Origin of the sequence: Thioalkalivibrio sp. ALMg13-2 (assembly GCF_000381185.1) — a bacterium.
Lineage (GTDB): Bacteria > Pseudomonadota > Gammaproteobacteria > Ectothiorhodospirales > Ectothiorhodospiraceae > Thioalkalivibrio > Thioalkalivibrio versutus.
In genome coordinates, this window is record NZ_KB906103.1 from 166,640 (window position 1) to 192,990 (window position 26,351).

Below are 26,351 nucleotides of genomic sequence, written 5' to 3' on the forward strand. Positions count from 1 at the left end.
GCCTTGTTCGCACGCAAAAGCGACTCGAGCGCGAGCGTGTACATTGATCAGTGTTTCCCTAGGTCTCCGTAGCTCAGCTGGATAGAGCAGCCCCCTCCTAAGGGGCAGGTCGCAGGTTCGAATCCTGCCGGGGACACCAAATTCACAAGGCGGGCGTCGATCTCCGGTCTGGCGCCGTGCCCGCATCGGTCGTAAGGTAGGCGGATGGCCATGCTGACGACCGAACAGTCCACCCGCATGATCGATCTCCTCGCCCCGCTGATCGGCATTCAGGGCGAGGTGGACGGCTGCATGGTGGAACTGGTCGAGGTCCTGGACGAGGGGCCTCGGGGTTTGCCCGGGGTCGCCTTGATGAGCATGGGCGCCGAGCGCAGCATCCAGGCCAACCAGTACGGCAACCCCCTCTGTCGCCATTCGGAAATTCGCACCCTCTCGTTGCTGTCAGAGGTTGAACGCGACCTGCACCCGGTCCTGCGACAGCTGCTCCCGGAATCCGTCGTGGCCGAACTGCGGGGTTTGCTGACGGAGTGAGGGTTTACCCGGCTCCGTTGCATGAGCGCGATCGGGCTTCGGCCTCCTCCACCATGGGTTCCAGCCGCGACCACACAGCGTCCAGCAGATGGGGTTGAGCGGCCTCGCTGGGGTGGATGCCGTCGTCCATCAACATGCCGTCTTCCAGCAGGATGTCCTCGAGGAAGAATGGCTCGAATGCCAGTCCCCGCTCCTCGGAAAGATCGGCGAATACGGCCTCGAAACGCTCGGTATAGCGGCGGCCGTAGTTCGGCGGGATGCGTATACCCAGCAACAGGGTGTTGGCGTCGACGGCCTCGATCGCATCGACCATGGCCTCCAGGTTTTCGCGCATGGCCTGCGGCGGCAGGCCGCGCAGGCCATCGTTGCCGCCCAGGGCCAGGATGACGACTTCGAACGCTGCGCGTTCCAGCACGTCGGGCAAGCGACTCCGTCCACCGGCAGTGGTATCACCGCTGATGGATACGTTGACCACTTTCCAGTCCTTCTCTCGCTCGGCCAGCCGTTCGCCCAGCAGGGCCGGCCAGCTGGCGGAATCCGGCATGCCGTACGCGGCACTCAGCGAGTCTCCGAATACCAGGACCCGGAGCGGCTCGGCCGAACGATTTTCGTCCGGTAGGGAATTCGCAGCCGCAACAGGACTCCATAGCAACGCGATCAAGCCCATCACGACCAACGGAATACGCAACATGGATGCATCCTCGTCATTTGTACTGGAGGCCCGGGACCTCGAGCAGCGGATCAACGGACCCAGCGGCCCGCTGGACATCCTGCGCGGCATCTCGCTGGCGGTCCAGGCGGGCGAGACGGTGGCCATTCTCGGCGCATCGGGTTCCGGCAAGTCCACCCTTCTCGGGTTGCTTGCAGGTCTGGACGCCCCGAGTGCGGGAGAAGTTCGGCTGCTCGGGCAAACCATCAGCGAACTGGACGAGGATGGCCGTGCCGCCCTGCGCGCCGGCCGGGTCGGGTTTGTGTTCCAGTCCTTCCAGCTCCTGCCGGCACTGACAGCGATGGAAAACACCCTGCTCCCGCTGGAGCTCAACCCGGCCCATGCGCAAGAGAGTCAGGAAACCCTGAACCACTGGGCCTCACAGGCCCTGGAGCGCGTGGGTCTGGGCGAACGTTCCGCACACTACCCCCATCAACTCTCCGGTGGCGAGCAACAACGCGTGGCGATTGCCCGCGCCATTGTGGATCACCCGGCGGTGCTGTTCGCCGACGAACCCACCGGGAACCTCGACGGGCGGACGGGGCACCGCATCATCGAGCTGCTGTTCAGCCTCGCGCGCCACCCCGACAGTGATGGGCCGGCAACGGCCCTGGTGCTGGTTACCCACGACCCCGAGCTGGCCGGACAATGTGATCGCATAATCTCGATCCAGGATGGTGTGCTCGAATGATCGCCACCCGGGGAACCGACCGCAGCCATCTACGCGCCCTGCTGCGTGGCACCTGGCGTGAATGGCGCTCGGCCGAGCTGCGCGTCCTCGCCGCCGCCCTGGTCGTCGCCGTCGCAGCCGTCGCAGCGGTGGGCTTCTTCACCGACCGGGTGGATCGGGGCATGGCCCAGCAGGCGACCGCGCTGCTGGGGGGTGACCTGGCCGTCGTCAGCGACAACCCGCTGCCGGAAGGCTGGCCTGCCGAAGCGGCGAGCCACGGACTGGAAACGGCGCGTACGGCCTCCCTCCCCAGCGTTGTCTTTACCGCCGACGACGAGTCGCGACTGGCCGCCCTGCGCGCGGTCGAGGCGGGCTGGCCTCTGAAAGGCGAGGCGCGTGTCCGTCCTGGCCGCGAGGCGGACGAGCGAGTCCGCGACCGCGGTCCGGAACCGGGTACGGCCTGGCTGGAGCCGGCGCTGCTCGAGGCCCTGCGACTGGAGGTCGGCGACCGGGTGGAGGTCGGGGACCTCGATCTGGAGGTCGCCGCGATCATCACTCATGAACCCGATCGCGGCAGCAACCTGCTGGATATCGCGCCGCGACTGATGCTGGCCTTCGATGACCTGGAGGCCAGCGGCCTGATTGGCCCCGGGAGCCGCGTACGCTACGAGTTCTTTGCCGCGGGACCCAGCGCCGGGGTCGCGGAGTTCCGTGACTGGCTGGAGGATGACCTGGAGTCCGGCCAGCGCCTGCTGGGTCTGGAGGACGCCAACCCGGAACTGCGCACCGCGATCGAACGTGCGGAGCGCTTCCTCGGCCTCGCCTCGTTGATGGCGGTGCTGCTGGCCGGGGCCGCGATCGCCGTCGCGGCCCATCACTTCGCCCAGCGCCGCGCCGACCCGGCGGCGGTGATGCGTGCGCTGGGAGCCAGCGGACGCCAGGTCCTGCTCACCTACTTCGGCCGCGTTGTGCTGGTCGCCCTGCTCGCCAGCGGGGTTGGGCTCGCGATCGGCTTCGCGGCCCAGTTTGTCCTCGCGGCGCTGCTGGGCGACTGGCTCGCCGGGGACCTGCCTCCGCCCGGTTCACGCCCGGTCATCGCCGGCCTTGGGGTGGGGCTGATCACGGCCGTGGGCTTTGCCCTGCCCGCTCTGTTGCGGATCGGCCAGGTCTCGCCGCTGCGGGTCCTCCGGCGCGATCTGGGTCTGCCGCCCACCTCGGTCTGGCTGTCCGGTGCACTGGCTCTGCTGGCGTTCGGCGGACTGCTGTACTGGCAGGCCGCCGATCCCCAACTGGCCGCCTGGGTGCTGGTAGGCACGGCCGTTGCGATCGCGGTGCTGGCCGCACTCGGGATGGCGCTGGTGCTGGCCCTGCGGCCCCTGCGCAACCGCGGCGGCATGGCATTGCGCTTCGGCCTGGCCAATCTATCCCGTCGGGGTGGCCTGAGTGCCGTGCAGCTCGTGGCCTTCAGCGTGGGCATCCTGGCACTGCTGCTGCTTGCGATTGTCCGGGTAGACCTTCTGGAGGCCTGGGATGCCAGCATCCCCGAGGATGCCCCGAATCAATTCTTCATCAACATCCAGCCGGGACAGGAGCAGGCCTTCGCCGACCGCGTCGAGGCGGCCGGTCTCGAGCGTCCGCAATTGGACCCGATGATCCGCGGCCGACTGATCGAGATCAACGACGAGCGCGTGCGTCCGGATGATTTCGACGATGATCGCGACCGCAGGCTGGTGGATCGCGAGTTCAACCTGTCCTACGCCGAGTCGCCCCCGGACCATAACCCCATCGTCGAGGGAGACTGGTTTGGCGAGGAGGGGCAGGCCCCCAATACCGGATGGTCGGTCGAGGCCGGGCTGATGGAACGCTTCAACCTGGCACTCGGGGACCACCTGACGTTCCGTGTCGGCGGTCAGGCTATTCGCAGCCCGATCACCAGTGTCCGCGAGGTCAACTGGGACAGCTTCCAGGTGAACTTCTTCGTCATTGGGCCGCCGGGGTTGCTGGACGAGCAGCCCCGGACCTTCATCACGGCCATGCACGTCCCCGAGGCACAGCGCTCCGCCCAGAACCAGTGGCTGCGCGAATTCCCCGCGGTATCGGCAATTGACGTCAGTGCGATCCTCGCGCAGGTGCGCGACGTCATGGATCAGGCCACCCGGGCGGTGGAGTACGTCTTCCTGTTCACGCTGATTGCGGGTCTGACCGTGCTCTATGCGGCGGTGCAGGCGACGCGCGATGTGCGCCGGCGCGAGGCCGCGCTGCTGCGCACCCTGGGTGCACGCCGCGACCAGATCCGCAACGGCTTGCTGGCCGAATTTGGGGCCCTGGGGCTACTGGCCGGGCTGCTGGCGTCCGTCATTGCCACGGCGGTTAGCGCCCTGCTCGCCTGGCAGGTCTTCGGGTTCGACTACAGCGTGAATCCGCTGACCTTCGTCTACGGCATCGGTGGCGGTACGCTGGGCATTGCCCTGGCGGGCTGGCTGGGCACCCGGCGGGTGCTGGATCAGGCGCCCCTGGCGGTCCTGCGCGGACCAGAGTAAGCCGAGGAATCCAGGGAGCGGCCGATTCATTCACCCGTCTGCGTGGGTACCCCACTTTTTCGAGACAAGGCGGTGTCCGCAGCGCCTTGAGCACTCTCCGGTCCCGCCGTCGATCATTGGGACGCAGCGCAGGATCGGAGCAAATGGGGGTTCCCCCTCGTGAGACTCCACACCCGGGGATCCCGTCATTTCCCGTACATGATGTCCACGTCGAGGAATCCGAACAGGACCAGCAGCGCCAGCGCCCAGAGGTAGAACGAGAAGACCTTGAGGTTGGCGCGGTACAGGAAGAACAGGACCATCTTCAACGAGACGATCCCGACCAGGGCGGACACCACGAACCCCACCGCGAGCGCCGTCCAGTTCAGATTCCCCAGCCCGTCGCCATTGAGCACGTCCAGTGACTGCACGGCGGTGGCAGCGAGGATGGTCGGTATCGCGAGGAAGAAGCTGTACTCCGCCGCCCAGCGCCGCTTGAGCCCGGTGAACAGGGCGAAGGTGATGGTCATGCCGCTGCGCGAGAGCCCCGGGATCAGTGCAAAGCCCTGGGCCACGCCGATGATGGTGGCGATCTTCGGACTCAGCTGGCGCAGCCCCAACGGGCGCCGTTGCAGCCGGTCCGTCCACCACAGCAATACCCCGGTCAGGCTCAGCGTGCCCGCGATCAGGGTCGGGTGGGCGAACACCTGCTCGAAGCCCGCCTTCAGGGTGAATCCGACCACCGCAGTCGCGAACACCGAAAGCACCACCAGCAGCCCCAGACGCAGAAACAGCATCTCGCGGCCGGCCGACCCGCGGGCCGATGCCCACTGCAGGCTTTCGCGGGCAATGCCACCGGTCAGCCGCGTAAGGCTCTTGCGGAAGACGACGACGATCGAGACCAGGGTGCCCACGTGCACCACCAGGTCGAACAGGATCATCTCGGGGCTCTCGGGCGCCGGTAGCGGTTCGCCCTGACGGATCAGCCAGTGCTGGGTCAGGACCAGGTGCGCGGTCGAACTGACCGGCAGAAACATAAAGATGCCCTGAACGACCCCGAGCAGGGCAGCGACCCAGACTGTCATTGCAGATACCGCTCCATGAACCCGAGGCGGGCCGCAGTATACGGAAAACGCCGGGGAGACGCCGGGACCCCGGTCGCACGCCGAGGCAGGCGTGGATCAGACCCGGAACTGGGTGGTCAGTCCCCGCAGCCGCTCGATCCGCCCCACCAGGGCGTCCGTCTCGCTGGCCGTGGCTTCGGCATTCCCCGCGGTGATCTGGGCCCCCTGGCTAACCTCCGTGAGCGTGCCATCCACCTCGCGCGCGACCTCCGCCTGTTGCGATACCGCCCCGGAGATCTCGTTGTTGAGATCACGGATGCGTTCCACCGCTGAACGGATCGCCTGCAGGGCGTCGCCCGCACCAGCGGCCTGGTCCACTCCGGCCTCGCCCCTCTCGCGGCTGCGCTCCATCGCGCTGGCCGCCGCCCGGGCGCCGGCCTGCAGGCGTTCGATCATCGCCTGGATCTCGGTGGTGGAGTCCTGTGTACGCGTGGCGAGGGTCCGCACTTCGTCCGCTACGACAGCGAATCCCCTTCCCTGCTCCCCCGCCCGCGCGGCCTCAATGGCCGCATTGAGCGCCAGCAGATTGGTCTGCTCGGCAATCCCACGGATCACGTCAAGCACCGAACCGATGCTGTCCGACTCGGACTGCAGGCGCGCCACCTGCTCGTTTGCGGTGCCAATCTCGCTCGCCAGTTCACGCATCGTGCGCACCGAGGCGTCCACCACATCGGACCCGGTACGCGTCTCGCTCTCGGCCTGATCGGCGGCTTCCGACGCGGTTTGGGCATTGCGCGCGATCTCTTCGGCCGAGGCCGTCATCTGGTTCATCGCGGTAGCAACCTGGCCGATCCGGGCTTGTTGCTGTTGCACCTCCTGGTTGGTCTCTTCCGCCACGCGGTGAAGGGTACCGACGGACTCCCCCAGTTCACGCGCATGTTCCACCATCTCCGAAACCATCCCCTGCAAGCGTTCGATAAATGCGTTGAACAGACGCGCCAGGCGATCAATCCCGTCATTGCGCGGGGCGTTGATCCGTTGGCTCAGATCGCCCTCGCCCTCCGATACCACGCGAAACTGCGAGGCCAGTTGCGCCAGGCGCCGGCGAATCATCAACACGAACAGGAAATACACCACGACAACCACGCCGATCGCGACACCCAGCATCATCGCGTTGACCTGCCAGGCCGCAAGATCCAGCAGACGATTGATCTCGAGCGCCACCTCGGCCTCCAGTGCCGGGGTCGTCTCGTGGCCCTGCATGACCCCCGTCAACGTCGCCTCCATACCCCCCTTCAGCGTTGCGGTGTGCCAGAACACCGCGGCAGCGGCAATTAGAAAGAACACCCCCACGATCGCGCTCAGGGCCAGCGAGAACCGTCCGGCGAGTGACAGCCGGCCCAACCCCTTGATCGACTCCATTGAATTCCCCTGTATTTCGGCTTCAGAAGCCTTGTTATTATTGGCATGTAACGGCCGGGCTGTGCGGTTTCTGAACCCCGAATACGCCCCGGCCTTCACTCAGCGGCAACGACCGAACTTGTGACGGGTGTCCGGAGCGATTAAGGTTCCAAGACATATGCGCGCATGCATATCCTTCAAAACCGCGAACCGACGATTCCTTCCCTATGCAGCTCACTCGCTATACTGATTTCTCCCTTCGGGTCCTGATGTACCTCACCGTGCAACCGCGCGACCAGCGCGTGACCGTGAGCGATATCTCCGAGCAGTTCACGATCCCGCGCAACCACCTGGTAAAGATCGTTCACCAGCTCGGCCAGAAGGGCTACATCATCACCCGGCGTGGCAAGGGGGGCGGGATCTCGCTCGCCTGCGAGCCGAACGAGATCAACGTAGGCAGTGTCATCCGCGACATGGAGCCGAACCTGAACGTGGTGGACTGCGAGAATCCCGTCTGCCCGATTCTCCCTGGTTGCCAGTTGCGTGGGGTACTGAACGATGCGCGCGATGCCTTCCTGGACGTCCTCGACCGCTACACCATCGCCGATGTCACCCAGGCGCCGGATTATCTCTACGAACTGCTGAACCCCAGCAAGAGCGCCTGATTCTTCTCATGCGGCCATGGATCGGCTGACGCACCCCCGCCGCCACGCCAACCCGGCCCCGTGCGTGCGCCGCACGCTGGGGGGCGCACTGGTGGTTCTGCTATTCGCAGCCTCCCCGGTCGATGCCCGGGTGACCTGCCCCTCCCCCGGGGCCGAGGTCGCCCCTCTCGCCGAGCTCCGCGCCGGCGCGGTCGCCGAGGGGGATGCCGTCATCGCGGAGGGCATCGTCACGGGCGTGTTTATGGGGCCCGATCAACTCGGCGGGTTCTATCTGCAGCAGGGCGCCGGGCCCGACTCGGCCGGTATGTTCGTGTATGCCCCGCGGCGCGAGCCGGTCTCGACCGGCGAGCATGTGCAAGTACACGGGGTCTTTAGCCGCCACCGCGGACGCCCGCAGATCGCTCGGCTGGACGGCATCCAGGGCTGCGGGCACGGCGAACTGCCGGCACCGCTGGAGGTGCGCCTGCCTGACGACGCCAGCCGCCTCGGCGAGTACGCCGACCTCCGTGTTCGCTTTGCGCAGACGCTGGCGGTGACCGCCAACCACGAACTCGCGCGCTATGGCAGCCTGACGCTCTCGGCCGGGGGGCGGCTCATGCACCCCGGCCAGACCGGGGCCGCAGGAACCGCCCGGGACGAGAATCGCCGGATCACCCTGGATGATGGCAGCTATCGCGCGAACCCCGACCCGATCCCCTATCGCGACGATCATGGCACGCGCCGGGTGGGCAGCACGCTGGAAGGCCTGACCGGGATCCTGACCCACGCCTTCGGCGACCATCGCATCCATCCCACCCACTCGCTGGACTGGCTCGGCGGCGAGCGCCCCGAACCGCCGTCGACGCCGGGGACGGACCACCTGCGCATCGCCACCGCCAATCTGGAGAACGACTTCGTGACGCTGGGCGAGCGCGGCGCACAAAACCGGGCGGAACGCGAGCGCCAGACGGCCAAGCTGGATGCCCTGCTGCAAACGCTGGACGCCGACCTGCTGGGCGCGGTCGAACTGGAAAACGCCAAGGCGGCGCGCCGGCAGCTGGTCGAACGACTGAATGCCGTCCCTCCGCCGCGCGGCGACTATGCGGCCATCGCCCACCCGGGGCCGGGCGACGACGCGATCAAGGTGGCCCTGCTCTACCGTCCGGACCGATTGCAACTCGTTGGGTCCGCCACCGATCGCGATGCCGTGCATCATCGCCCGCCATTGCTCGGCTGGTTCCAGCAGCCCGGGAGTGGCAAGCGTTTCGGGGCCGTGGTGGTGCACTTCAAGGCGAAGAGCGGTTGCCCCGACGCGGGCGATATCGACCGCGGCCAGGGTTGCTGGAATGAACGGCGCACGGCCCAGGCCGAACGTCTGGTGACATGGATCCGGGAACAGCAACGCAATGAGTTTGCCAATGTTCCCGTACTGATCCTCGGCGACCTGAACGCCTACGCCGCCGAAGACCCGGTGCGAACGCTGGCCGCGGCCGGCAAGCGGGACCTGGTGCATGACGATCCAGCGTCCGCCCATACCTATGTCTTTCGCGGCCGGGCCGGACAGCTGGATTACCTGCTGGGTCCCGATGCCTTGCGCGACGCCGTGCACGACGGGGCGACCTGGCCGGTCAATGCAGACGAACCCGGCTTCCTCGGCTTTGACGGTCGCGCGCCCGCCACGGGGCCCTGGCGCGCCTCGGATCACGACCCGGTCTGGGCGGATCTCCGCCTGGATTGAGTGACGGCCCAACCCCGCTCCGGCGGCCTGACGGTCAGTCGCGCGCGGACGCTTCCGCTTCCGCCTCGGCCTCGGCCTCCGGCACGTTGTCGACGATGCGCACGGGTAACGGGCTTCCATCCAGGCCACCCAGCGTGCGCTGCGGGAACGGGATATCAATCCCCGCCTCGTCCAGCGCGGCCTTCACACCCTCGTGCATGGAATTGCGCAGGTCCAGGAACTTCTCCCGCCGCGCCCACACCGAGAGCTGAATCTTCAGCGCGGAATCACCGTACTCGAGGAAGATAAACAGCGGCTTGGGCTCCTCCAGACAGACCGGATTACGCTCGGCCACGCCCATGAGCACGTCACGCAACTGCTTGAGATCGGTCCGGTAGCCCACCCCGATCTGCATATCCAGACGGCGGATGGGGAAGCGGCTGAGATTGGTGAGCTGTGTCTTCACCAGGGTCTCGTTGGGCACGCGCACCATCAGGTTGTCGAAGGTGCGCAGCTTGACCGACAGCGGGTCGATCGACAGCACCTCGCCCGTGGCATCCCCGACCTTGATGACATCCCCCACGGAGAACGGGCGTTCGCCAATCAGGAACAGCCCCGAGATCAGGTTCGAGGCCGAGGTCTGCGATGCAAAGCCAAGCGCGACCGTCAGGATGCCGGCCGCGCCCAATAGCACGGTGAGATCGAAGCCCAGCTCGCGCAGCGCCGAGGCCAGCACCAGCAGAACGATCAAGTAAAAGCTGATGCGGCGGGTGAGCATGACCTGCTGCGCGTCGAGCTTATCCTCCAGCGCGCGCGCCAGACCGCGCGACAGCAGGCGCGCCAGCAACAGGCCCACCAGCAGATAGACCGCGGCGCGGATGGCGGCGAGAAAGGCCTCGCTGGTCACAAAGGTCTGAGCGGTTTGCAGCCATTCATTCATCGCGCCGGAAGCTCCCTACTGAAACAGGGCGGTGAACGCCCTGACCATCAAATGCCGCCCCCCGGCCTGGCGGGGTTCGGCGATGCGCTGGGCCCCGCCGGCCACGCCGGGGGGCCCGGAGTCGATCTTCATGTCTGCCATGTCGCGATCTTCCTCGCGCTCCATGCGCACCGCCGGGGTCCACAACCGGTGGTGCTCGTCGGCGAACACCGGAAGGCGCGGCACCGGCAGGTTCACGCGTTCCAGGAACAGGGCATCCGAAGCCTTGTTCTCGATGGTCAGCGGCGTGATGACGCGGTGCGGGCGCACGGGCACGTCGGCCAGGTCCAGGCGAGCCTGGGTGCGAGTGGCATAACAGAGCTCCCCGTTCACGGTATTCGGGCCGAACCAGGTATCGGACGGCGTATAGACCGGAAACTCCTGCACCATGGCCTCGCCCAGGTGCAGCTGCACCCAGGCCGGGGAACTCAGATAAAGCGTGACCTGACCGCGGGCTGGCACATAGAAGGGGTTCTGCGGCCGGCTGACCATCGGCCGATCCGCCAGGGCCACCCGCAGCTCCGGTACCGAATCCGCCGGGGATCCGGCAAAACGCAGCAGGTCGTTCGCGTCGGCAGGGAACGCATCGGCGCAGGGAACATCGATCGCCAGTGTGGCATCGGCGGGGTCGCGCGGGCGTTCCAGGACCATCTGCCATTCCTGCTCGCCGTGCAGCAGCCAGAGGTCCAGGGGGCCGATGGACCAGCGTCCATGTTGCCCCGATGCAAGTGCCCGGCGCCCCCACCAGGCCGCATCGTCGGTACTCATGGTTGGATTCTGCGGCATCGTCCGCCCTGTCGTGGTGTTGGCGCCACTGTAAACCAGAACACCCCGTCCGCGGGAGAAGCATCCTCGGGACAATGGCGCCCGCCGGACCGCATTCGCGGACGTCAGAAGAGATCGAGCTGCCCTTCGGACCGCGCCTCCTGCGGGCGCGCGGGCGGGACAAACTGGTTGCAGTCCAGCTCCACGAGACGTCCGGCCAGGCCCGCCCGGCGCCGCGCCAGCCGGAAGCGCTGCCGCAACAGCTCCGCATACGGCCCGGCACCGCGCATCCGGTGACCGAAGGTGGAATCGTAGAGCTTGCCCCCATGCGCCTCGCGCAGGCGCTGCAGTATGTGCTCCGCCTTGAGCGGGTGATGGGTGCGCAACCAGTCCTCGAACAGTGGGGCCACCTCACGCGGGAGCCGGAGCAGTACATAGCCGGCGGCCACTGCGCCCGCCGCCGCCCCGGCATCCAGCAAGACCTCCAGCTCCCCGTCCGTGAGCACGGGGATCAACGGCGCCACCAGCAAGCTGACGGGGACGCCCGCCGCCGTAAGCCGCTCCACGGTCTGCAAGCGCCGTTGCGGGGCCGCCGCGCGCGGCTCCAGATGTCGCGACAGCCCGCGATCCAGGGTCGTCACCGAGATCGCCACCTGCACCAGTCCGCGCTCCGCCATCGGACCCAGCAAATCCAGGTCGCGCTCGACCAGTGCGGACTTGGTCACAATGGATACGGGGTGCCCGGTCTCGGCCAGCACCTCCAGCAGCTCGCGCGTGATCCGCCATTCACGTTCGATCGGCTGGTACGCATCGGTGTTGATCCCGAGCGCCAACGGCGTCACCCGATGGGACGGTCGCGCCAGTTCGCGCCGCAGGCAGTCGGCCGCGCCGACCTTGGCGAACAGCCGGCTCTCGAAGTCGAGCCCCGGCGAAAGGGCCACATAGGCATGGGCCGGCCGCGCAAAGCAGTAGGCACAGCCGTGCTCGCAGCCACGATAAGGGTTCAGGGAGAGCTCGAATGGCACATCCGGGGACTGATTCCAGGACAGGACGCTGCGCGGGTGCTCCACCGTCACCTCGGTGCGCAGCGGCGCCGGTGCCTCGCCATCACCGACCCACCCGTCGTCGAAGGGTTCGTTCCGGGTCGACTCGAAGCGGGCATGGGGATCGATGGTCGCGCCCCGGCCCTTGGTCGGTCCATGGACCGGTTTCATTCGTTGGGGCCATCCATGCGCTCGCACAGCTGTCGGAAATAGCCGGACTCGGAGAGCATGCCCCGACCCGCATCGCTGCGGTTCAGCCGGTCGAGCAGCAAGCGCAGACGCTTGGCCGCCTGCTGGCGCGCCGCCTCGTCGTCCGCCGCCTGCAGCAACGCCTCCGTGGAGGCGATCTCGCCCCTCAGTTGCACGGCCTCGGGGACATAGCCGGCGTTCTTCATCACCCGGAAGGCCATGCGCAGCTCTTGCGGCACCGCGCTGTCATCATCCAGTTCCAGGGGTCGACCCGCCCCCGGGAGGTCATCGAACTCCCCGCGGCGCGCCGCATCGGCCAGCCGGGCCTCGATCTGTAACTCGGTCAGCAACATCCCATAGTCCGTTGTTCATGCGCCGGGCCACGCCTGTTGAGCCCCCGACTGATTTACCGTAACGTCCAGCCCTTCCACAAACCATCTCCGTCTGGACCCCGATGGCACTCACCCCGCGAGACAATCCACCGGCTTCCAGCGTACGCGCGCTTGTTCCGGCCCGCGAGGCACTACGCGCCGATCCCCAGTTCGACACCTATCTGACGCGCCAGATCCCGGTGCTGGTGGCGCTGTCCCTGGTCCCCGGCCTGGGCTACATCCTGCTGGGTGCGCTGCACGGGGCATTCACCGCGGCTGCAGCCTGGTACAGCGTGATGTTTGCCGCATCGCTCTGGGGCCTGCAGCTGTACTGGCGTTATCACCGCTCGCCCTTGTCACCGGAGCAACGGCTCCGCTGGCGGCTGCACCTCACCCTCTTCCTGTATCTCTACTTGGCGCTGTGGACCGCGATCTTCCTGATCTTTGTGCGTCTGGACTCGCACAATCTCCACTACATCGCCATTTTCACGCAGATCGGCGCCACCACGGTGGTTGCGGCGCTGCTCTATCCGGCCCCCTGGGTCTTCCGGCCATTGATCCCCGCCATGATGGCGCCACTGGCCGGATATTTCCTGCTGATCGGGGATTGGTACAGCTATGTCCTGGCGGCGTTCTCGGCCACCCTTGCCCTGGTCCTGTTCTACGCGGCCAACAGCAGCTTCGGGTTGCTCCGCAACAGCTTCCATCAGGCTTCCCACGATGCCCTGACCGGACTGAACAATCGCGCCGCCTTCATCGAGCATCTCGAACAAAGCCTCGAGGTCCTGCAGCATCACGGACAGCACTCGTACCTGCTGCTGATCGATCTGGACCATTTCAAGACGGTCAACGACCTGCTGGGGCACGACATCGGCGACGAACTGCTGAAGTCCGTGACGCGCGACTTCGCCAACACCCTGCCCCCGGGCCACCACCTCGCCCGCCTGGGCGGCGACGAGTTCGTCATCGTGGCCCCTGGCAAGGAAGACCGCCAGACCTGCGAGCGCGCCGCGCGCCGCCTGGCGCATTCGCTGCTTCAGGTGGTCAAGACGCCCTACATTATCCGTAACCATCACCTGCACGTGAGCGCGAGCATCGGGATCCGCCTGATCGAGCCCGCGCAGCCGGTCGACTCGCATCAGCTCGTGCGCGAGGCCGATATCGCCATGTACGAAGTGAAGGACCGCGGGCGCGACGGCGTGGTCGTCTTCAGCGACGAGTTGTCGCGGGCGGTGGAGCGGCATCTGCAGATCGAGCGCTGCCTGCACTTTGCGTTGCACAATCGCGAGATCGAGGTCCTGTTCCAGCCCCAGGTGGACACCACTGGGCGGATCCGCAGCGCCGAGACCCTGATTCGCTGGCACAGCGCCGAGCTGGGCGCCGTATCACCCGCCGAGTTCATCCCCATCGCCGAACAGACCGGCTATATCAGCGAACTGGGCGACGCGGTCATCGCGCGAGCGTTCCAGGCCTTGCGCGACTGGGATCGCGCCGGGTTCCCCCTGGAGCAGCTCGCAATCAACATCAGCCCGCGGCAACTGGTACACCTGAACTTTGTCCACCGCATCCAGGACCTGATCACCCGCTATCTGGGCCGTGAACACGCCCACCGCATCACGCTCGAGATCACCGAGCACGTGGTGGCGGAGGATACCGACCGGGTGATCCACATCATGCAGGCCCTGCGGCAAATGGGCCTGCGCTTCTCGATGGACGATTTCGGGACCGGCTTTTCCTCGCTCAGCTACCTGAAGCGTCTTCCGTTCGACGAACTCAAGATCGACCGGAGCTTCGTCCGCCAGGTCGACCACGACCCGGACGACCAGGCCATGGTGCGCACAATCTGCGACATCGCACGCCAATTCGGTCTGGCGGTGGTGGCCGAAGGGGTCGAGACCGAGGCCCAGTACCGCTGGCTGACCACCCACGGTGACTTGCTCTTTCAGGGGTTCCTGTTCGCCCGGCCCATGGATGCCAATGCCTTTTTCGATCACTGCCGCCGCGCGCCAGCGCTGAAGCCGGACACCAATCGAGCGGCGCCGGCCGCCGGATAGGAATCCGGCCTCAGGCCCCGCCGGTCGCGGCCGGCAGCACCCAGAGCGTCAGCGACAGCAGGATCGCCGTCAGGCTGACTCCGATCAGCGGCAACATCATCACGCCGGCCAGGGCCTCGCGCCGGAACAGACGCACGGCCATGCCACCCAGGGTCAGCGCCCAGCCCAGCGCGACGAAGAACGCCAGCGCGTTCAGTTCGGCACGCCACAGCAGGATCAGGGCCACCGGGAGCCCAAGGTTGAGGATCACCACCCCCATCTCCTGGCTGCCCGCGGCACGTCCGGCGGACAGCGCGTAGGCATACGCGGCCCATACCATCAGCAGACCGAAGCCCAGGGCACCGGCGGCCGGCGAGCTAAGCGGCGCGCGCAGGATCGGCGCGCCGGCCGGCTCCAGCCCGACCCCCAGAGCCACGATCAGCAACGCCACCCCCAGGCTGATGGCCATCCAGAACAACAAAGTCCCGCGTTGCACATTGGGTTCGGTCATGTCTCCATCCTCGTCTTGTACCGTACTCGTCTACCCTGCTGACCGCCGAGCCGTTACAGGGTTCGCCACGCCGGCCGCTTCCGGAGGCTGGACTACGCCAGCTGCCAGGCGATCGTCTCGCCCGCGCGCAGGGGCACACCCGGATCATGCCCGAACAGTACGGCCTCCGGTACGGTCCACGGGGACCGCTCCAGCGTCAGCTTGTCGGTATTGCGCGGCAGTTTGTAAAAATCGGGGCCAAAATGGCTGGCAAAGCCCTCCAGCCGGTCCAGTGCATCCGCCGCGGCAAAGGCCTCCGCGTACAGCTCGATGGCCGCGTGCGCGGAATAGATACCCGCACAGCCACACGCCGACTCCTTCGCGTGGCGTGGATGCGGAGCACTGTCGGTCCCCAGGAAGAAGCGCGGGTGGCCACTGGTGGCCGCCTCGAGCAGCGCCTTGCGATGGCGTTCGCGCTTCAGGATCGGCAGGCAGAAGTGATGCGGCCGCATGCCGCCCGCGAACAGCGCATTGCGGTTGTACAGCAGGTGCTGGGGCGTGATCGTGGAGCCGACATTGGCCGGCCCGTCCTGGATGAACTGCACGGCCGACTCGGTGGTGATGTGTTCCAGCACCACCCGAAGCTCCGGAAAATCGCGGATCAGCGGCTCCAGGTGGCGCTCGATAAACACCGCCTCGCGATCGAAGATGTCCACGTCCGGATCGGTCACCTCGCCGTGTATCAGCAACGGCAGATCCACCCGCTGCATCGCCTCGAACACCGGATAGCAGCGGCGGATATCGGTCACGCCACTGGCCGCATTGGTGGTGGCACCCGCGGGATAGAGCTTGACCCCGTGCACGAACCCGGAGGCCTTCGCCGCGTCGATCATGCCCGGTGTCGTGCCCTCGGTCAGGTACAGCGTCATCAGGGGCTCGAAGTCCGCCTCTTCCGGCAGCGCCGCCAGGATGCGGTCGCGGTACTCGACGGCGGCCTCCACCGTCGTCACTGGCGGTTTCAGGTTGGGCATGATGATGGCGCGGCGGAAGCGGCGCGCCGTATCCGGCAGTACCGTCGCCAGCACATCGCCATCGCGCAGGTGCAGGTGCCAGTCGTCCGGTCGGGTCAGGGTCAGGCGGTTCATCCGTAGTTCCCTTCGCAGGGGGGCCGTCCGGTACTGGGCCCCGTCACAGTGTATGAGTCATGAGGATAACGCGCGGTGCAACTCGGCCTCGGACCAGCCCTCGACCACCACGGTCTTGCTGCGCGAGGTCGCACCGGCCACCACCTGCACGGCCGACTTCGAACACCCCAGTTCCGCGGCCAGCAAGGCCACCACGGCCTCGTTCGCACGGCCCTTCTCCGGCGGCGCCTGCACCTTCAGCTTGAGGGTGTCACCCATCCAGTCACCAATGGCGTTGCGCTTGCTCCCGGGCGCCACCTTGACCTTCAACCGGCCCAAAAACCCTACCCGGCCGGGCGCGTCGCCATGTAGGCGCTGAAGACGCCGAGCTGCACATTGCGCTGCACGTCCTCGAAACCGACGGATCGCAGGGTTTCCATGATGTCGTCCGGGGGGACGCACTGATCGATGGTGTCCCAGAAATAGCGCATCAACAGTTGCCCGTCCGGGTCGCGGGTGAGCACCTTGCCCACGAACGGCACAAAATCGCGGAAATAGAAACGCGCCAGGCCAAACTGGAACTTCGTACGTGGCCGCGAGACCTCGAGAATGGTGCAGCGCCCGCCCGGCTTCAGCACACGGAAGTACTCGCTGAACAACTCGTGCAGGTCGCGCACATGGCGAAGCCCATACCCCATGTACAACCGGTCGTACTGCTGGTCGCGCAAGGGCATTTGTTCGCCCAGGCTCTGCACGAACGTGGCATCCATCTTGGTTCGGGCCACATCCATCATGCCGCGGCTCGGGTCCACGCAGGTCAGGTGGTCATCGCCCACCACCTTGCGGATCTCCTCCGCAACCGGGCCGGTGCCGGTGGCCACGTCCAGCACCTCCATGCCGGCCTCGAGACCGGATTGTTTCAGGACAAACCGGCGATACGACTGCCCGGTGCCGAAGAAGCCGACCCGCAGGATTCGGTCGTAATACGGGGCAGTCCGGTCGAACAGGTCGTCGACGTAGGCGCGCCGGCTGGCTTCATCCCCGTAGTAGTCCTTCAGGACCGGGTGTGGCTTCTTGGTGGTTGGCTGCATTGCGTGTACTCCCCAGGCAAGGGACCGGCGCCACCGCAAGTCGGCGGCCTGACCGGCCCGGCATCAATCCTTCATGGTGTCGCGAACGTCGTGGTCAGACGCTCCGAATAAAGTCCCTCGATCTCCACCAGCAACTCCTCGCGGCAGATATCCCCGTGCAGCAACAGGCACGGCACATCGTGACCAAGGCGCGCGCGCAAGTGACGTTCCGCGGCCGATGCATCGGCCGCATGGCGCAGGTACACCTTGAGCAGCGACAGGTCGCGCGGCCTCTCCACCCGAACCGGGTGATCCGTGGCGGCCTGTTCCAGCAGGACACCGACATTGCGCAGGCTTTCGTCGATCTGCGCCTCCAGATCCCCGACATGCCGGCTTTCATGGCCGACAATACTGGCGGTGCCCGAGATAAACAGTTCGGCCGATTCCGGTCCCGACTGCCACAGACTGGCGCGGGCGAACGAAGGGCTGCGTGGCCCGTACTGACGCGGGTAGTGATACGCGCTGACCTGGCGCGGATTCTCGATACGCGCGGCCGCCTCGCGGGTGGCAATGAAATAGATCAGCAAGCCGTCGGAATGCGTGCCAATCGCCGTCGCCGCCGGCAGGAACTGTTCGTACTCCGGGAATGCCTCGAACACCCGCGCCCGCCCGCTGCAGAAACCACGGTAGCGCTCCTGGCCAGCGACCGGGTCATTGATCGCGGGAAGATAGTTCCACACCCGCACCAGGTGCTCGAAACCCAGCGACCGGCAGCTAGCCAGGATCTCGCGGTACGCGCGCTCGGTCAGGGGATCCGGGTCGCCTGCGGCATCCAGCGGCTGAATCCAGCAACCGATCAGGCAATCCTTATGGCGGAGGTAGCTCAGGGACCCATCCACCCCGGTCTCGCCCTCGGCGCCGTCCGGCAGCGACCAGCACTCCGTCCAGCCCGATTCGACGCCCAGAGGCTCCAGCCCCACGCGGATATCCAGACGCCCGGGCTTGCGTTCCACGCCGCTCACCCCGCCAAAGCGGATCACCACCGGTGCCGACGCGCATTCCGGGGGCTCGTCACCACAGTAGGTAAGGGTCAGGGGGGATTTTGCGGCAGGTTCGCTCATTCCAGGCGCCAGGGAGATCCATTCCAGCCAAAACAACCGCGGAGTCTACCAATCTCCCACGATCGAAACACGGATTCTCCCAACGACCTGCCCTGCCCAGTCGCTTGATCCGTTCGTCATTGAGGGCCGTCGACCGACACGCCCGCATCGCGGAGGAACGCCCGCAGGCCCTCCGTGTAGTCGTCGCCCGTGGTCAGGAAGGCGTCGTTGTGCCCACCCTCCAGCTCCAGCACCCACGCATCCGTAGCGGCGGCCCGCAGGCGTTTGGCATGCTCGAATGGCACGATCTCGTCTTCGGCACTATGGGCCAGCAGGATCGGCGCGGAGATCGCGCCCACCCGGCCCAGGGTGTCGTATTGGTGCCGCAGAAGCGCCCGCACCGGGAGCCAGGGGTAATGCCGCGCCCCCAGATCCGCCGCGGAGGTAAAGGCGGATTCCAGGATCACCGCCCCCGGCTCCACGCCCGTTGCCAGTTCCGCCGCGACCGCCGCCCCCAGCGACCGGCCAAACAGCACGATCTCCTCCGGCGGAATCGAACGGTCGTCGATCAGGTACTGCCAGGCGGCGCGGGCATCCGCATAGGTGCCGGCCTCGTCCGGGCGCCCTGCACTCCGCCCGTAGCCGCGGTAATCGATGATCAGCACGGCCATTCCCAACTCGTGGAACTGCCGTAGGGAATGCAACCGGTGGCCGATGTTTCCGGCATTGCCATGCAGGAAGAGCAGCACGGGCGTGTCGCCCCCGGGCCCCGGCACGAACCAGCCATGAATCCGAACCCCATCCTCGGTGACCAGCTCGACATCCTCGTAGTCCAGCCCGATGCGCTCCGGCGTGCTGGTGATGGTGCTGGAAGGCATGTAGATCAGGCGGTCCTGGGTGATAAAGATCAACCCGGTGATCAGGACATAACCCAGCCCCGCGAATACCAGGATCTTGAACAAGTTGGCCATACCCCGATCCTGCCCCCCGTCCGTGCCGTTCGCAAGCCACTCGCCGGCCTTTACGCTCCCGTACAATAGGGGCCTCGCTCCGTTTCGACGATTGCCTTCATGCGCCATTCGCTGCTGACCAATACCGATCTGCAGGGGCTCGACCGCGACGCGTTACTGCGCCATTTCGCGGGCAGCCAGCCCCTGGACGACGCCACCGGCCTGCAGCTGGCCGAGGCACTGGATCAGGCGCTGGAGGCCGTCGATACCGCCGGGCTCGAATCGCATCCGCTGGACGTGGCGGAGATCCTGCGCCATCTCAATGTGGATCGGCAGACCCTGATCGCGACCCTGCTCGTGCCCGTTTATCTGGCGGATCTGCTCAAGCCGGCCGACCTCGAGCAGCGCTTCGGTGCCGCGGTTGCCCGGCTGACGACCAACGTTGCCGCGCTGGTCCGCCGCCGCTTCGAGGCCCCGGCCGGGCGTCCGGAACAGGCCGAACGCCTGCGCCGCATGCTGATGGCCATGGTGGACGACGTGCGTGCCGTGCTGATCAAGCTGGCGTTTCGCGTCCAGCATCTGCGCATGGTCGTCCGCGAGCCCGACGACAGCGCCCGCGTTCTCGCCCAGGAGACCCTCGACGTCATCGCGCCGCTGGCCAACCGTCTGGGGGTCGGCCAGCTCAAGTGGGAGATGGAAGACCTCGCCCTGCGCATCCTGGAACCGGAAACCTACCGCGACATCGCTGTTGGCCTGGAAGAAAACCGCACCGAAAGAGAAGCCTACGTCGAGGAATTCGCCCGCACACTGAAGACGCGCCTGCAGGCGGACGGCATCGAGGCGCGGGTGTTCGGCCGGCCAAAGCACATCTACAGCATCTGGAAGAAGTTGCAGCGCAAGCGCATGGCCCTGTCCGAGCTATACGACCTGCGTGCCACCCGCGTGATCGTCGACCAGCTGGCCACCTGCTACACCGTGCTCGGCATCGTGCACAACGACTGGCGCCACCTGCCCAGCGAGTTCGACGACTACATCGCCAACCCCAAGGACAACGGATACCAGTCGCTGCATACCGCCGTCCTCGGGCCCGAGGGCAAGGTCGTGGAGGTGCAGATCCGCACCCGCGAGATGGACGACTTCGCCGAACTCGGGGTCGCCGCGCATTGGCGCTACAAGGAAGGCGGGCGTGAGGATCAGGCCCTCAACCGCGCCATCAACAGCCTGCGGCAACTGCTTGAGGCCGCGGACAACTCCGACCAGAACCTGCTCGACGAGATCCAGAGCGAACCGCTGCACCAGCGCGTGTTCGTGCTCACGCCCCAGGGCGAAGTGCTGGACCTGTCCCAGGGCGCGACTCCGCTGGACTTCGCCTACGCCGTCCACACCGAGGTCGGTCACCGCTGCCGAGGCGCCAAGGTCGACGGCCATATCGTCCCGCTCACCTACAAACTGAAGTCCGGCGAGCGCGTGGAGATCCTGACCACCCGCGAAGGCGGACCCAGCCGCGACTGGCTGAGCCCCGCGCTGGGCTATCTCAACACCGCCCGCGCGCGCTCCAAGGTCCGCACCTGGTTTCGTCAGCAGCACCAGGACGAACACCTGGCGACCGGCAAGCACCTGTTCGATCGCGAATGCCAGCGCCTCGGCTGCGGCCACAACCTCGACCGCAGCGCGCTGGCCGAGGCAATGAAGTATCAGACCTTCGACGAACTCCTGATTGCGCTGGGCGCGGGGGATGTCACCACCGCCCAGATCGCCGGACGCATTTCCCACCAGCTGCGCGACGCCCGCACGGGGGAACAGCCGGCCACCACTCCTGCACCCCAGCGGCCGCGCCGCCACGAGGGGGAAGCCAAACCGGACGACATCCGAATCCGCGGCGTCGGCGGGCTGCTCACCACGCGCGCCCAGTGCTGCAATCCGCAGACCGGGGATCCGATCATCGGCTTCATTACCCGCGGCGCCGGCGTCTCCGTGCACCGCAGCGACTGCGTGAACATCCTGCACATGCCGGAAGACAAACGCGGCCGCCTGATCCCCGTCTCCTGGGGCGAAGAGCCCGAACGCGAGGCGATCACCCTGGAGGTGGATGCCCACGACCGCCCCGGCCTGCTGGGCGAAGTCGGCAACGCCTTCTCCGAATGCGGCATCAACCTCCTGCGCGTAAACACCGAAACCAACCGCGAAGACCGCAGTGTGCGCATGGAACTGGAAGCCGAATTCAGCGACCTCGGCGAACTCAGCCACCTCTTCGACCGCCTCCAATCCCTCAGCAGCGTCCAAACCGTCCGCCGCCTACCCCCAAACCCCTGACCCCGCCACGTCATCCCGCCCGTACGCCTTCCCACCCTGTAGCGCCGGCCGCGCCCGACCCGGCCCGTCATCCCGCCCGGCCCCAGCGCCACCCCTTCCCGTCATCCCGACCGCAGCGCCCCCTTTTCCCGTCATCCCGGCCGTAGCAAAGCGGAGAGCCGGGATCTCCCACGCCGGATTTACCCCAACGTACGGGCAGCCTACACCGCAGAGATCCCGGATAACTGCTCCGCAGTTTCCGGGATGACGTCGGTAGCTACGACCTGCTTCTTGGCCCTTCACACCAGCGCCAGGCTCACCCTCCTGACCACAAGCGAGCCCCCCCGTCATCCCGGCCGTAGCGAAGCGGAGAGCCGGGATCTCCCACGCCGGACACACCCCAACGCACGGGCACACCACGCCACAGAGATCCCGGATAACCGCTCCGCGGTTTCCGGGATGACGAGTAGGATTCAGAGGAATCCCTTGTGCCTCCCACGGATCAAGGGCACCCGAAACGCGGTGAACGCGCGACCACCGCAACATCCATGGCAAACTCAATACCTGGCTTCGCAAGGACGCGAACCATGGAAAAGCACCCGGCGGTCTACATACTGACCAACCGGCGAGAAGGCACCCTGTACACCGGCGTCACCAGCAACCTCCCCAGCCGCATCGCCCAACACCGCGACGACCTCGTACCCGGCTTCACCCGCCGCTACAAGCTCCACCGCCTCGTCTGGTTCGAACAACACGAGTCCATGGACGAAGCCATCCGCCGCGAAAAGCAGATCAAACGCTGGCGACGCCCCTGGAAGATCGACCTTGTCGAAACAGAAAACCCCACCTGGAGAGACCTCTATGACAACCTCTTCTAGCCGATTCGCTTAGTGGCAGACTCGAAGTTGGCAGGGCACCCGCTCAACCCGTCATCCCGGCCGTAGCGCAGCGAAGAGCCGGGATCTCCCCACACAGGAACGTCCCGACATCTGCGCCACCCCGAACGACGGGGATCCCGGATAACCGCTGCGCGGTTTCCGGAATGACATAAGTCGATGGCACATCGGCTTATACGCTCACTAGAACCCCCAGACTCGTCCTCCTAGCCACAGCGACATCCCAACCCGTCATCCCGGCCGCAGCGCAGCGGAGAGCCGGGATCTCCACACGCCGGATTTACCCCAACGTACGGGGGCAGCCCACACCGCAGAGATCCCGGATAACTGCTCCGCAGTTTCCAGGATGACAAAAAGGTTTGTGGTGATTCCGAGTGCTTTTCCCGACGCCTGTCCGGCTAGACGCTCCCCCTCATCGTCATCCCGGCCGTAGCGAAGCGGAGAGCCGGGATCTCCCCACGCCAGATTCACCCCAACGCACGGGCAGCCCACACCGCGAAGATCCCGGATAACTGCTCCGCAGTTTCCGGGATGACAAAAGGTTCGTAGCGATTCCGAGTGCTTTTCGCAACGCCTGTACGGCTAGACGCTCCCCCTCATCGTCATCCCGGCCGCAGCGCAGCGGAGAGCCGGGATCTCCCCACGCCAGATTCACCCCAACGTACGGTCAGCCCGCACCGTGAAGATCCCGGATAACTGCTCCGCGGTTTCCGGGATGACGGGAGGGGTGGCGTTCGGGTTTTGGTGAGAGTCGAAAAGCCCCGACCGGGCACAGAGCCCCGTCAGTCGGCCGAGTGGCCCGGCCCAGTCCGCATGGAGTGCCGGCGGGTCGTCTCGTAGGCGTTGGTGCCCTTACGGCCGGACTTCAGCTCGCGGATCTGCTGCGCGACCTCGCCCCGTCGTAGCGACAGGTCCTGTACGGAGGTCTCGTAGAAGCGCGCCAAGTCCTCCAGGGCCGCGCGCAGCGCCGCACCGGAGTCATCGCGCAGCGGCACTAGCTCGGTCCCGAAGGCTCGTTCCACCAGGACTCTCGTCTGCCGGTCCAGCTCCTGCAGCTCTTCCCAGTCTTCTTCGGCCACGGCCCGCGCCATGTGGGCGCGGATCGCTTCGACCGCATCCTCCAGGGTGGCGCCTGTGGTCTCGGGCGCCTCCCGGCTATCGGTGCCGGTCATTGTCATCGGCTGCCCTGGAAATCAGAGGGAAAGTCCATAGGGGGCCGTCAGCTCGCCCGGGCAACACGTTGTTCGGACGGAATATCGTCCCAGCCCGCCTTGATCTCGCGCAGCAGCTTGGCCACCTCGTCCAGTGCCGCCGGATCGTTCTTCGCGTTGGCCTCCAGCAGGCGGCGGCTCATGTACTCATAGAGCGAATCCAGGTTCCCGGCCAGCTCACCGTTGTGCTTGTGGTCCAGCACCGCCCGCAGGGACTCGACAATGTCGATCGCCTTGCCGATCTTCTCGCCCTTCAGGGCCACGTTGCCCTGCTGCATGGCACCCTTGGCCACGGCAATCCGCTCCAGCGCGCCCTCGAAGAGCATCTGGATCAGGCGGTACGGGTCCGCCACCTGGGCCTCGGCCAGTGCGCCCGACTGCCGGTACTGGTTCACTCCGCGATTCATGCCCGGTCCGTACATGCGTTGGTCTCCGTTATCCGTTCGCCCAACCCGGGGCGACTATCGACGAGAATTGTTCTGGGCCAGCGGCATATTCGCCAGCTGCCCCATCAGAAAATCACCGGTGCTCTGCATCTGCGCCACGGCACTGTCCATCCGCGAGAACTGACCGACCAGTCGTTCTTCCATCCGCTCTAAGCGTACTTCCAGATTCTCGCGTTGCTGGCCAATGCGTTCCAGATCGTTGCGCAGACCGTCAGTGCGCGCATTGATCAACCCCTCCGGCCCGATAAAGCCATCGGTTACTTCCTGCATGCGCCCGCCGATCTCGCGCACGATCTCCGTGACACGGTCAAAACCGTCCGTCTCCATCGCACGGTCGAAGCGCGCGCCGTCAAAGGCCAGCGTCCCATCGCGGTTGGACACGATCCCAAGCTCCGCGAGCGTCTGGGCGTTCGCGTCCGGCACCTGGGCAGGCTGGATCAGCGCGTTGCCCAGGCGGCTGCGAATACCGCGAATCGTGCTGTCGCCCGTCAGTACCGAGCCTTCCTCGGAATCGGGGTTGAAGGAGGTCAACTCGCGGGTCTGCCCCACCAGAGAGTTGTAAGATTCCACAAACCCCTGCAGGGCCTCGCGCAACTGGTCCTGGTCTTCGCTCACGGAGACCGAAACGGGAGACTCGGACGTCCCGCGAAGCTCGATGTTCAGGCCCTCGATCGTATCGTCCAGCGTATTGGTCGAGCTGGTCACGGTCAGGCCATTGATCACCGCCACGGCATCCCGGGCTTCCTGAGTGGTTTCCAGGTTGTCGCTGGCCAGGCGGCCGAGACCCTCGTTCAGGGCCCCAGTGCCACCATTTACCGCGACCGAGATCGTGTTCTCGGCACCGGTTTCGGTTGCATTCAGCACCAGCCGCGCACCACTGCCGTCATTCACGATCGAGGCCGTCACACCGCCACCGGCCTCGTTGATCGCGTTGCGCACGTCCCGGAGGGTATCGCCCTCCCCGACATCGATGCTGATGGCGTTCCCGCCACCCACGCTGATCTCCAGCTGGCCGGCACCCACCTCGGCATCCGCATCGGCGAACTGGCCCGCCGCCGTCGCCACGCTCTGGGCCTGCGCCAGCTGATCCACTTGCAAAGAGAAATTGCCGTTCGCCGCGGTGCCGTCAGAGGTCACGTTAGCCACGCTGGAGTCGGAAACTTCCGCGGACTGAGACAGCTCGAAGCCCGCCAACTGGCTCAGGCTGCCACCGACCTGCTCCACACTGTTTGTCAGGTTGCCGAACGCGGAGATTTGGGCCTCGATCCGCCCTTCGCGGCGATCGAAACGCTGCTCTTTCGGTACCCGCTCGGCATTGATCAGATCACCGACGATCTGATTCAGATCCAGTCCCGATCCAACACCCAATGAACTGATGGCCATGGTCTTTCTGCTCCTCGGTGTCCGACGTCTCGGACCCTTTGCACGTGCGATATCTCTATTTACGACAGCCTAGCCCAAAACTTGAGACCGCCGCAGGAAAACCGCCTCAAAATCGGTATGCCACCCCCTGACTTGATGCCCCGCAAGACCCCGTCATTGCGAGCGCAGCGAAGCAATCTCCAGAACCTGGCACCCGCCCGCCACTCGAGCCTGCGACGAGCATCCCCCCCTCCGTCATCCCGGAAACCGCGCAGCAGTTATCCGGGATCTCCACCGCCGAAGGTGGCACAGCCGTCAAGGGCGTTCCGGCGCAGGAGATCCCGGCTCTCCGCTGCGCTTCGGCCGGGATGACGGGGAAGCGGCATGCGCATGAGCCCGTATACACGAACCTTCGGGCTTCCGACCCAGCGGGCGTCATCCCGGAAACCGCGCAGCGGTTATCCGGGATCTCCGTCGCTGGAGATGGTGTCGACTTCCCCGGATTAGGTCCACGCATAACTAGAGGTTTCCGGGGTGTGTAACTGCCGGTATTCGACCGGCGTCAGGTCCCCCAGCGAATCGTGAGGGATGGTTTCGTTGTAGTCCTGCAGCCACTGCTCGGTGTGTTCCCGGACTTCGGTCAGCGTTCGGAAGACGTAGAGGTCCAGGACCCCGCGGCGGTAGCTGCCGTTGAACCGTTCGATGAAGCCGTTCTGCATCGGTTTGCCCGGCTGGATGAAGCTCAGTTCCACGCCGCGCTGTTCGGCCCAGTCGG

25 protein-coding genes and 1 tRNA gene are annotated in these 26,351 nt (G+C 66.2%); 9 read left to right on the forward strand and 17 right to left on the reverse strand.

Annotation, left to right across the window (positions count from 1 at the left end):
• The first annotated feature begins 62 nt into the window (after positions 1–62).
• Both F618_RS0104555 and F618_RS0104560 read left to right on the forward strand, forming a co-directional pair.
• A tRNA-Arg gene (locus tag F618_RS0104555) sits at positions 63–139 on the forward strand.
• Positions 140–204: 65 nt separating this feature from the next.
• The gene (locus F618_RS0104560; RefSeq protein WP_018145644.1) at positions 205–531 is read left to right on the forward strand and encodes a hypothetical protein; all 327 of its coding nucleotides are present in this window, start codon (positions 205–207) and stop codon (positions 529–531) included.
• Between the two features lie 4 nt (positions 532–535).
• Here F618_RS0104560 and F618_RS0104565 read toward each other — a convergent pair whose 3' ends face one another.
• On the reverse strand, positions 536–1,222 hold the full coding sequence (locus F618_RS0104565; protein WP_019567875.1) for an arylesterase: 687 nt from the start codon (positions 1,220–1,222) through the stop codon (positions 536–538).
• Between F618_RS0104565 and F618_RS0104570 the strand changes: the two genes are divergently transcribed.
• Both F618_RS0104570 and F618_RS0104575 read left to right on the forward strand, forming a co-directional pair.
• Complete coding sequence (locus F618_RS0104570; RefSeq protein WP_018169811.1) at positions 1,221–1,931, forward strand: ABC transporter ATP-binding protein; 711 nt, start codon at positions 1,221–1,223, stop codon at positions 1,929–1,931. The two genes, F618_RS0104565 and F618_RS0104570, sit on opposite strands and share 2 nt — an antisense overlap.
• Complete coding sequence (locus F618_RS0104575; protein WP_019567876.1) at positions 1,928–4,450, forward strand: ABC transporter permease; 2,523 nt, start codon at positions 1,928–1,930, stop codon at positions 4,448–4,450. The genes F618_RS0104570 and F618_RS0104575 overlap by 4 nt, the downstream gene beginning before the upstream one ends.
• A 185-nt stretch (positions 4,451–4,635) precedes the next feature.
• On the opposite strand, the gene F618_RS0104580 is transcribed toward F618_RS0104575, so the two are convergent.
• Together F618_RS0104580 and F618_RS0104585 are read right to left on the reverse strand one after the other, a co-directional pair.
• The gene (locus F618_RS0104580) at positions 4,636–5,514 is read right to left on the reverse strand and encodes an undecaprenyl-diphosphate phosphatase (RefSeq protein ID WP_018951475.1); all 879 of its coding nucleotides are present in this window, start codon (positions 5,512–5,514) and stop codon (positions 4,636–4,638) included.
• A 96-nt stretch (positions 5,515–5,610) separates the two neighbouring features.
• On the reverse strand, positions 5,611–6,915 hold the full coding sequence (locus tag F618_RS0104585; RefSeq protein ID WP_019567877.1) for a methyl-accepting chemotaxis protein: 1,305 nt from the start codon (positions 6,913–6,915) through the stop codon (positions 5,611–5,613).
• Between the two features lie 206 nt (positions 6,916–7,121).
• On the opposite strand from F618_RS0104585, the gene F618_RS0104590 reads away from it, so the two are divergent.
• Both F618_RS0104590 and F618_RS0104595 read left to right on the forward strand, forming a co-directional pair.
• Positions 7,122–7,559 (forward strand): Rrf2 family transcriptional regulator, encoded by a 438-nt coding sequence (locus F618_RS0104590; protein WP_018145638.1) that lies wholly within the window; start codon positions 7,122–7,124, stop codon positions 7,557–7,559.
• A gap of 16 nt (positions 7,560–7,575) precedes the next feature.
• Complete coding sequence (locus tag F618_RS0104595) at positions 7,576–9,276, forward strand: ExeM/NucH family extracellular endonuclease (protein ID WP_018169815.1); 1,701 nt, start codon at positions 7,576–7,578, stop codon at positions 9,274–9,276.
• A 34-nt stretch (positions 9,277–9,310) separates the two neighbouring features.
• Here F618_RS0104595 and F618_RS0104600 read toward each other — a convergent pair whose 3' ends face one another.
• The 4 genes from F618_RS0104600 to F618_RS0104615 all read right to left on the reverse strand — a co-directional run bounded on the left by F618_RS0104600 (position 9,311) and on the right by F618_RS0104615 (position 12,584).
• Positions 9,311–10,195: a mechanosensitive ion channel family protein gene (locus tag F618_RS0104600; RefSeq protein WP_019567878.1), complete on the reverse strand. Its 885-nt coding sequence runs from the start codon at positions 10,193–10,195 to the stop codon at positions 9,311–9,313.
• Between the two features lie 15 nt (positions 10,196–10,210).
• Positions 10,211–11,020: a hypothetical protein gene (locus F618_RS0104605; RefSeq protein ID WP_019562525.1), complete on the reverse strand. Its 810-nt coding sequence runs from the start codon at positions 11,018–11,020 to the stop codon at positions 10,211–10,213.
• 104 nt (positions 11,021–11,124) lie between these two features.
• The gene (locus F618_RS0104610) at positions 11,125–12,213 is read right to left on the reverse strand and encodes a PA0069 family radical SAM protein (protein ID WP_019567879.1); all 1,089 of its coding nucleotides are present in this window, start codon (positions 12,211–12,213) and stop codon (positions 11,125–11,127) included.
• Positions 12,210–12,584 carry a DUF1992 domain-containing protein gene (locus F618_RS0104615; RefSeq protein WP_019567880.1) on the reverse strand — a complete coding sequence of 125 codons (375 nt, stop codon included), beginning with the start codon at positions 12,582–12,584 and terminating at the stop codon, positions 12,210–12,212. Before F618_RS0104615 ends, F618_RS0104610 begins: the two co-directional genes overlap by 4 nt.
• Positions 12,585–12,685: 101 nt before the next feature.
• Between F618_RS0104615 and F618_RS0104620 the strand changes: the two genes are divergently transcribed.
• Complete coding sequence (locus tag F618_RS0104620) at positions 12,686–14,656, forward strand: bifunctional diguanylate cyclase/phosphodiesterase (RefSeq protein WP_019567881.1); 1,971 nt, start codon at positions 12,686–12,688, stop codon at positions 14,654–14,656.
• 10 nt (positions 14,657–14,666) lie between these two features.
• On the opposite strand, the gene F618_RS0104625 is transcribed toward F618_RS0104620, so the two are convergent.
• The 6 genes from F618_RS0104625 to F618_RS0104650 all read right to left on the reverse strand — a co-directional run bounded on the left by F618_RS0104625 (position 14,667) and on the right by F618_RS0104650 (position 19,390).
• A complete protein-coding gene (locus tag F618_RS0104625) occupies positions 14,667–15,146 on the reverse strand; it encodes a hypothetical protein (RefSeq protein ID WP_018169820.1) in 480 nt (159 codons plus the stop codon).
• A 92-nt stretch (positions 15,147–15,238) separates the two neighbouring features.
• Entirely contained in the window at positions 15,239–16,270 is a 1,032-nt protein-coding gene (pyrC, locus tag F618_RS0104630; protein ID WP_019567882.1) for a dihydroorotase, read from the reverse strand.
• Positions 16,271–16,327: 57 nt separating this feature from the next.
• Positions 16,328–16,588, reverse strand: coding sequence for a DUF167 domain-containing protein (locus F618_RS0104635; protein WP_026331143.1), 261 nt, complete (start codon positions 16,586–16,588; stop codon positions 16,328–16,330).
• Between the two features lie 5 nt (positions 16,589–16,593).
• Positions 16,594–17,340 (reverse strand): class I SAM-dependent methyltransferase, encoded by a 747-nt coding sequence (locus tag F618_RS0104640; RefSeq protein WP_018145628.1) that lies wholly within the window; start codon positions 17,338–17,340, stop codon positions 16,594–16,596.
• A gap of 71 nt (positions 17,341–17,411) precedes the next feature.
• A complete protein-coding gene (locus F618_RS0104645; protein ID WP_019567884.1) occupies positions 17,412–18,440 on the reverse strand; it encodes a hypothetical protein in 1,029 nt (342 codons plus the stop codon).
• A gap of 116 nt (positions 18,441–18,556) precedes the next feature.
• Positions 18,557–19,390: an alpha/beta hydrolase gene (locus tag F618_RS0104650; RefSeq protein WP_019567885.1), complete on the reverse strand. Its 834-nt coding sequence runs from the start codon at positions 19,388–19,390 to the stop codon at positions 18,557–18,559.
• A gap of 99 nt (positions 19,391–19,489) precedes the next feature.
• Here F618_RS0104650 and F618_RS0104655 point away from each other — a divergent pair, with 99 nt between their 5' ends.
• Together F618_RS0104655 and F618_RS0104660 are read left to right on the forward strand one after the other, a co-directional pair.
• A complete protein-coding gene (locus F618_RS0104655; protein WP_019567886.1) occupies positions 19,490–21,682 on the forward strand; it encodes a bifunctional (p)ppGpp synthetase/guanosine-3',5'-bis(diphosphate) 3'-pyrophosphohydrolase in 2,193 nt (730 codons plus the stop codon).
• A 566-nt stretch (positions 21,683–22,248) separates the two neighbouring features.
• Positions 22,249–22,539, forward strand: a complete 291-nt coding sequence (locus tag F618_RS0104660; protein WP_019567887.1) for a GIY-YIG nuclease family protein — start codon at positions 22,249–22,251, stop codon at positions 22,537–22,539.
• A gap of 800 nt (positions 22,540–23,339) precedes the next feature.
• Here F618_RS0104660 and F618_RS0104665 read toward each other — a convergent pair.
• From F618_RS0104665 to F618_RS0104680, 4 genes are all read right to left on the reverse strand, one after another.
• Complete coding sequence (locus F618_RS0104665; RefSeq protein ID WP_019567888.1) at positions 23,340–23,729, reverse strand: flagellar protein FliT; 390 nt, start codon at positions 23,727–23,729, stop codon at positions 23,340–23,342.
• Between the two features lie 47 nt (positions 23,730–23,776).
• On the reverse strand, positions 23,777–24,190 hold the full coding sequence (gene fliS / locus F618_RS0104670) for a flagellar export chaperone FliS (RefSeq protein WP_019567889.1): 414 nt from the start codon (positions 24,188–24,190) through the stop codon (positions 23,777–23,779).
• Positions 24,191–24,229: 39 nt separating this feature from the next.
• Complete coding sequence (gene fliD / locus F618_RS0104675) at positions 24,230–25,597, reverse strand: flagellar filament capping protein FliD (RefSeq protein ID WP_019567890.1); 1,368 nt, start codon at positions 25,595–25,597, stop codon at positions 24,230–24,232.
• 482 nt (positions 25,598–26,079) lie between these two features.
• The coding region (locus F618_RS0104680) for an integrase core domain-containing protein (RefSeq protein ID WP_019567891.1) at positions 26,080–26,351 on the reverse strand (272 nt) is incomplete at its 5' end.

Bases quoted from the DNA above. Each gene is read 5' to 3' on its own strand.
- F618_RS0104560 (WP_018145644.1), top strand. From the start codon at position 205: ATGGCCATGCTGACGACCGAACAGTCCACCCGCATGATCGATCTCCTC.
- F618_RS0104570 (WP_018169811.1), top strand. From the start codon at position 1,221: ATGGATGCATCCTCGTCATTTGTACTGGAGGCCCGGGACCTCGAGCAG.
- F618_RS0104565 (WP_019567875.1), bottom strand. From the start codon at position 1,222: ATGTTGCGTATTCCGTTGGTCGTGATGGGCTTGATCGCGTTGCTATGG.
- F618_RS0104575 (WP_019567876.1), top strand. From the start codon at position 1,928: ATGATCGCCACCCGGGGAACCGACCGCAGCCATCTACGCGCCCTGCTG.
- F618_RS0104580 (WP_018951475.1), bottom strand. From the start codon at position 5,514: ATGACAGTCTGGGTCGCTGCCCTGCTCGGGGTCGTTCAGGGCATCTTT.
- F618_RS0104585 (WP_019567877.1), bottom strand. From the start codon at position 6,915: ATGGAGTCGATCAAGGGGTTGGGCCGGCTGTCACTCGCCGGACGGTTC.
- F618_RS0104590 (WP_018145638.1), top strand. From the start codon at position 7,122: ATGCAGCTCACTCGCTATACTGATTTCTCCCTTCGGGTCCTGATGTAC.
- F618_RS0104595 (WP_018169815.1), top strand. From the start codon at position 7,576: ATGGATCGGCTGACGCACCCCCGCCGCCACGCCAACCCGGCCCCGTGC.
- F618_RS0104600 (WP_019567878.1), bottom strand. From the start codon at position 10,195: ATGAATGAATGGCTGCAAACCGCTCAGACCTTTGTGACCAGCGAGGCC.
- F618_RS0104605 (WP_019562525.1), bottom strand. From the start codon at position 11,020: ATGCCGCAGAATCCAACCATGAGTACCGACGATGCGGCCTGGTGGGGG.
- F618_RS0104610 (WP_019567879.1), bottom strand. From the start codon at position 12,213: ATGAAACCGGTCCATGGACCGACCAAGGGCCGGGGCGCGACCATCGAT.
- F618_RS0104615 (WP_019567880.1), bottom strand. From the start codon at position 12,584: ATGTTGCTGACCGAGTTACAGATCGAGGCCCGGCTGGCCGATGCGGCG.
- F618_RS0104620 (WP_019567881.1), top strand. From the start codon at position 12,686: ATGGCACTCACCCCGCGAGACAATCCACCGGCTTCCAGCGTACGCGCG.
- F618_RS0104625 (WP_018169820.1), bottom strand. From the start codon at position 15,146: ATGACCGAACCCAATGTGCAACGCGGGACTTTGTTGTTCTGGATGGCC.
- pyrC (WP_019567882.1), bottom strand. From the start codon at position 16,270: ATGAACCGCCTGACCCTGACCCGACCGGACGACTGGCACCTGCACCTG.
- F618_RS0104640 (WP_018145628.1), bottom strand. From the start codon at position 17,340: ATGCAGCCAACCACCAAGAAGCCACACCCGGTCCTGAAGGACTACTAC.
- F618_RS0104645 (WP_019567884.1), bottom strand. From the start codon at position 18,440: ATGAGCGAACCTGCCGCAAAATCCCCCCTGACCCTTACCTACTGTGGT.
- F618_RS0104650 (WP_019567885.1), bottom strand. From the start codon at position 19,390: ATGGCCAACTTGTTCAAGATCCTGGTATTCGCGGGGCTGGGTTATGTC.
- F618_RS0104655 (WP_019567886.1), top strand. From the start codon at position 19,490: ATGCGCCATTCGCTGCTGACCAATACCGATCTGCAGGGGCTCGACCGC.
- F618_RS0104660 (WP_019567887.1), top strand. From the start codon at position 22,249: ATGGAAAAGCACCCGGCGGTCTACATACTGACCAACCGGCGAGAAGGC.
- F618_RS0104665 (WP_019567888.1), bottom strand. From the start codon at position 23,729: ATGACCGGCACCGATAGCCGGGAGGCGCCCGAGACCACAGGCGCCACC.
- fliS (WP_019567889.1), bottom strand. From the start codon at position 24,190: ATGTACGGACCGGGCATGAATCGCGGAGTGAACCAGTACCGGCAGTCG.
- fliD (WP_019567890.1), bottom strand. From the start codon at position 25,597: ATGGCCATCAGTTCATTGGGTGTTGGATCGGGACTGGATCTGAATCAG.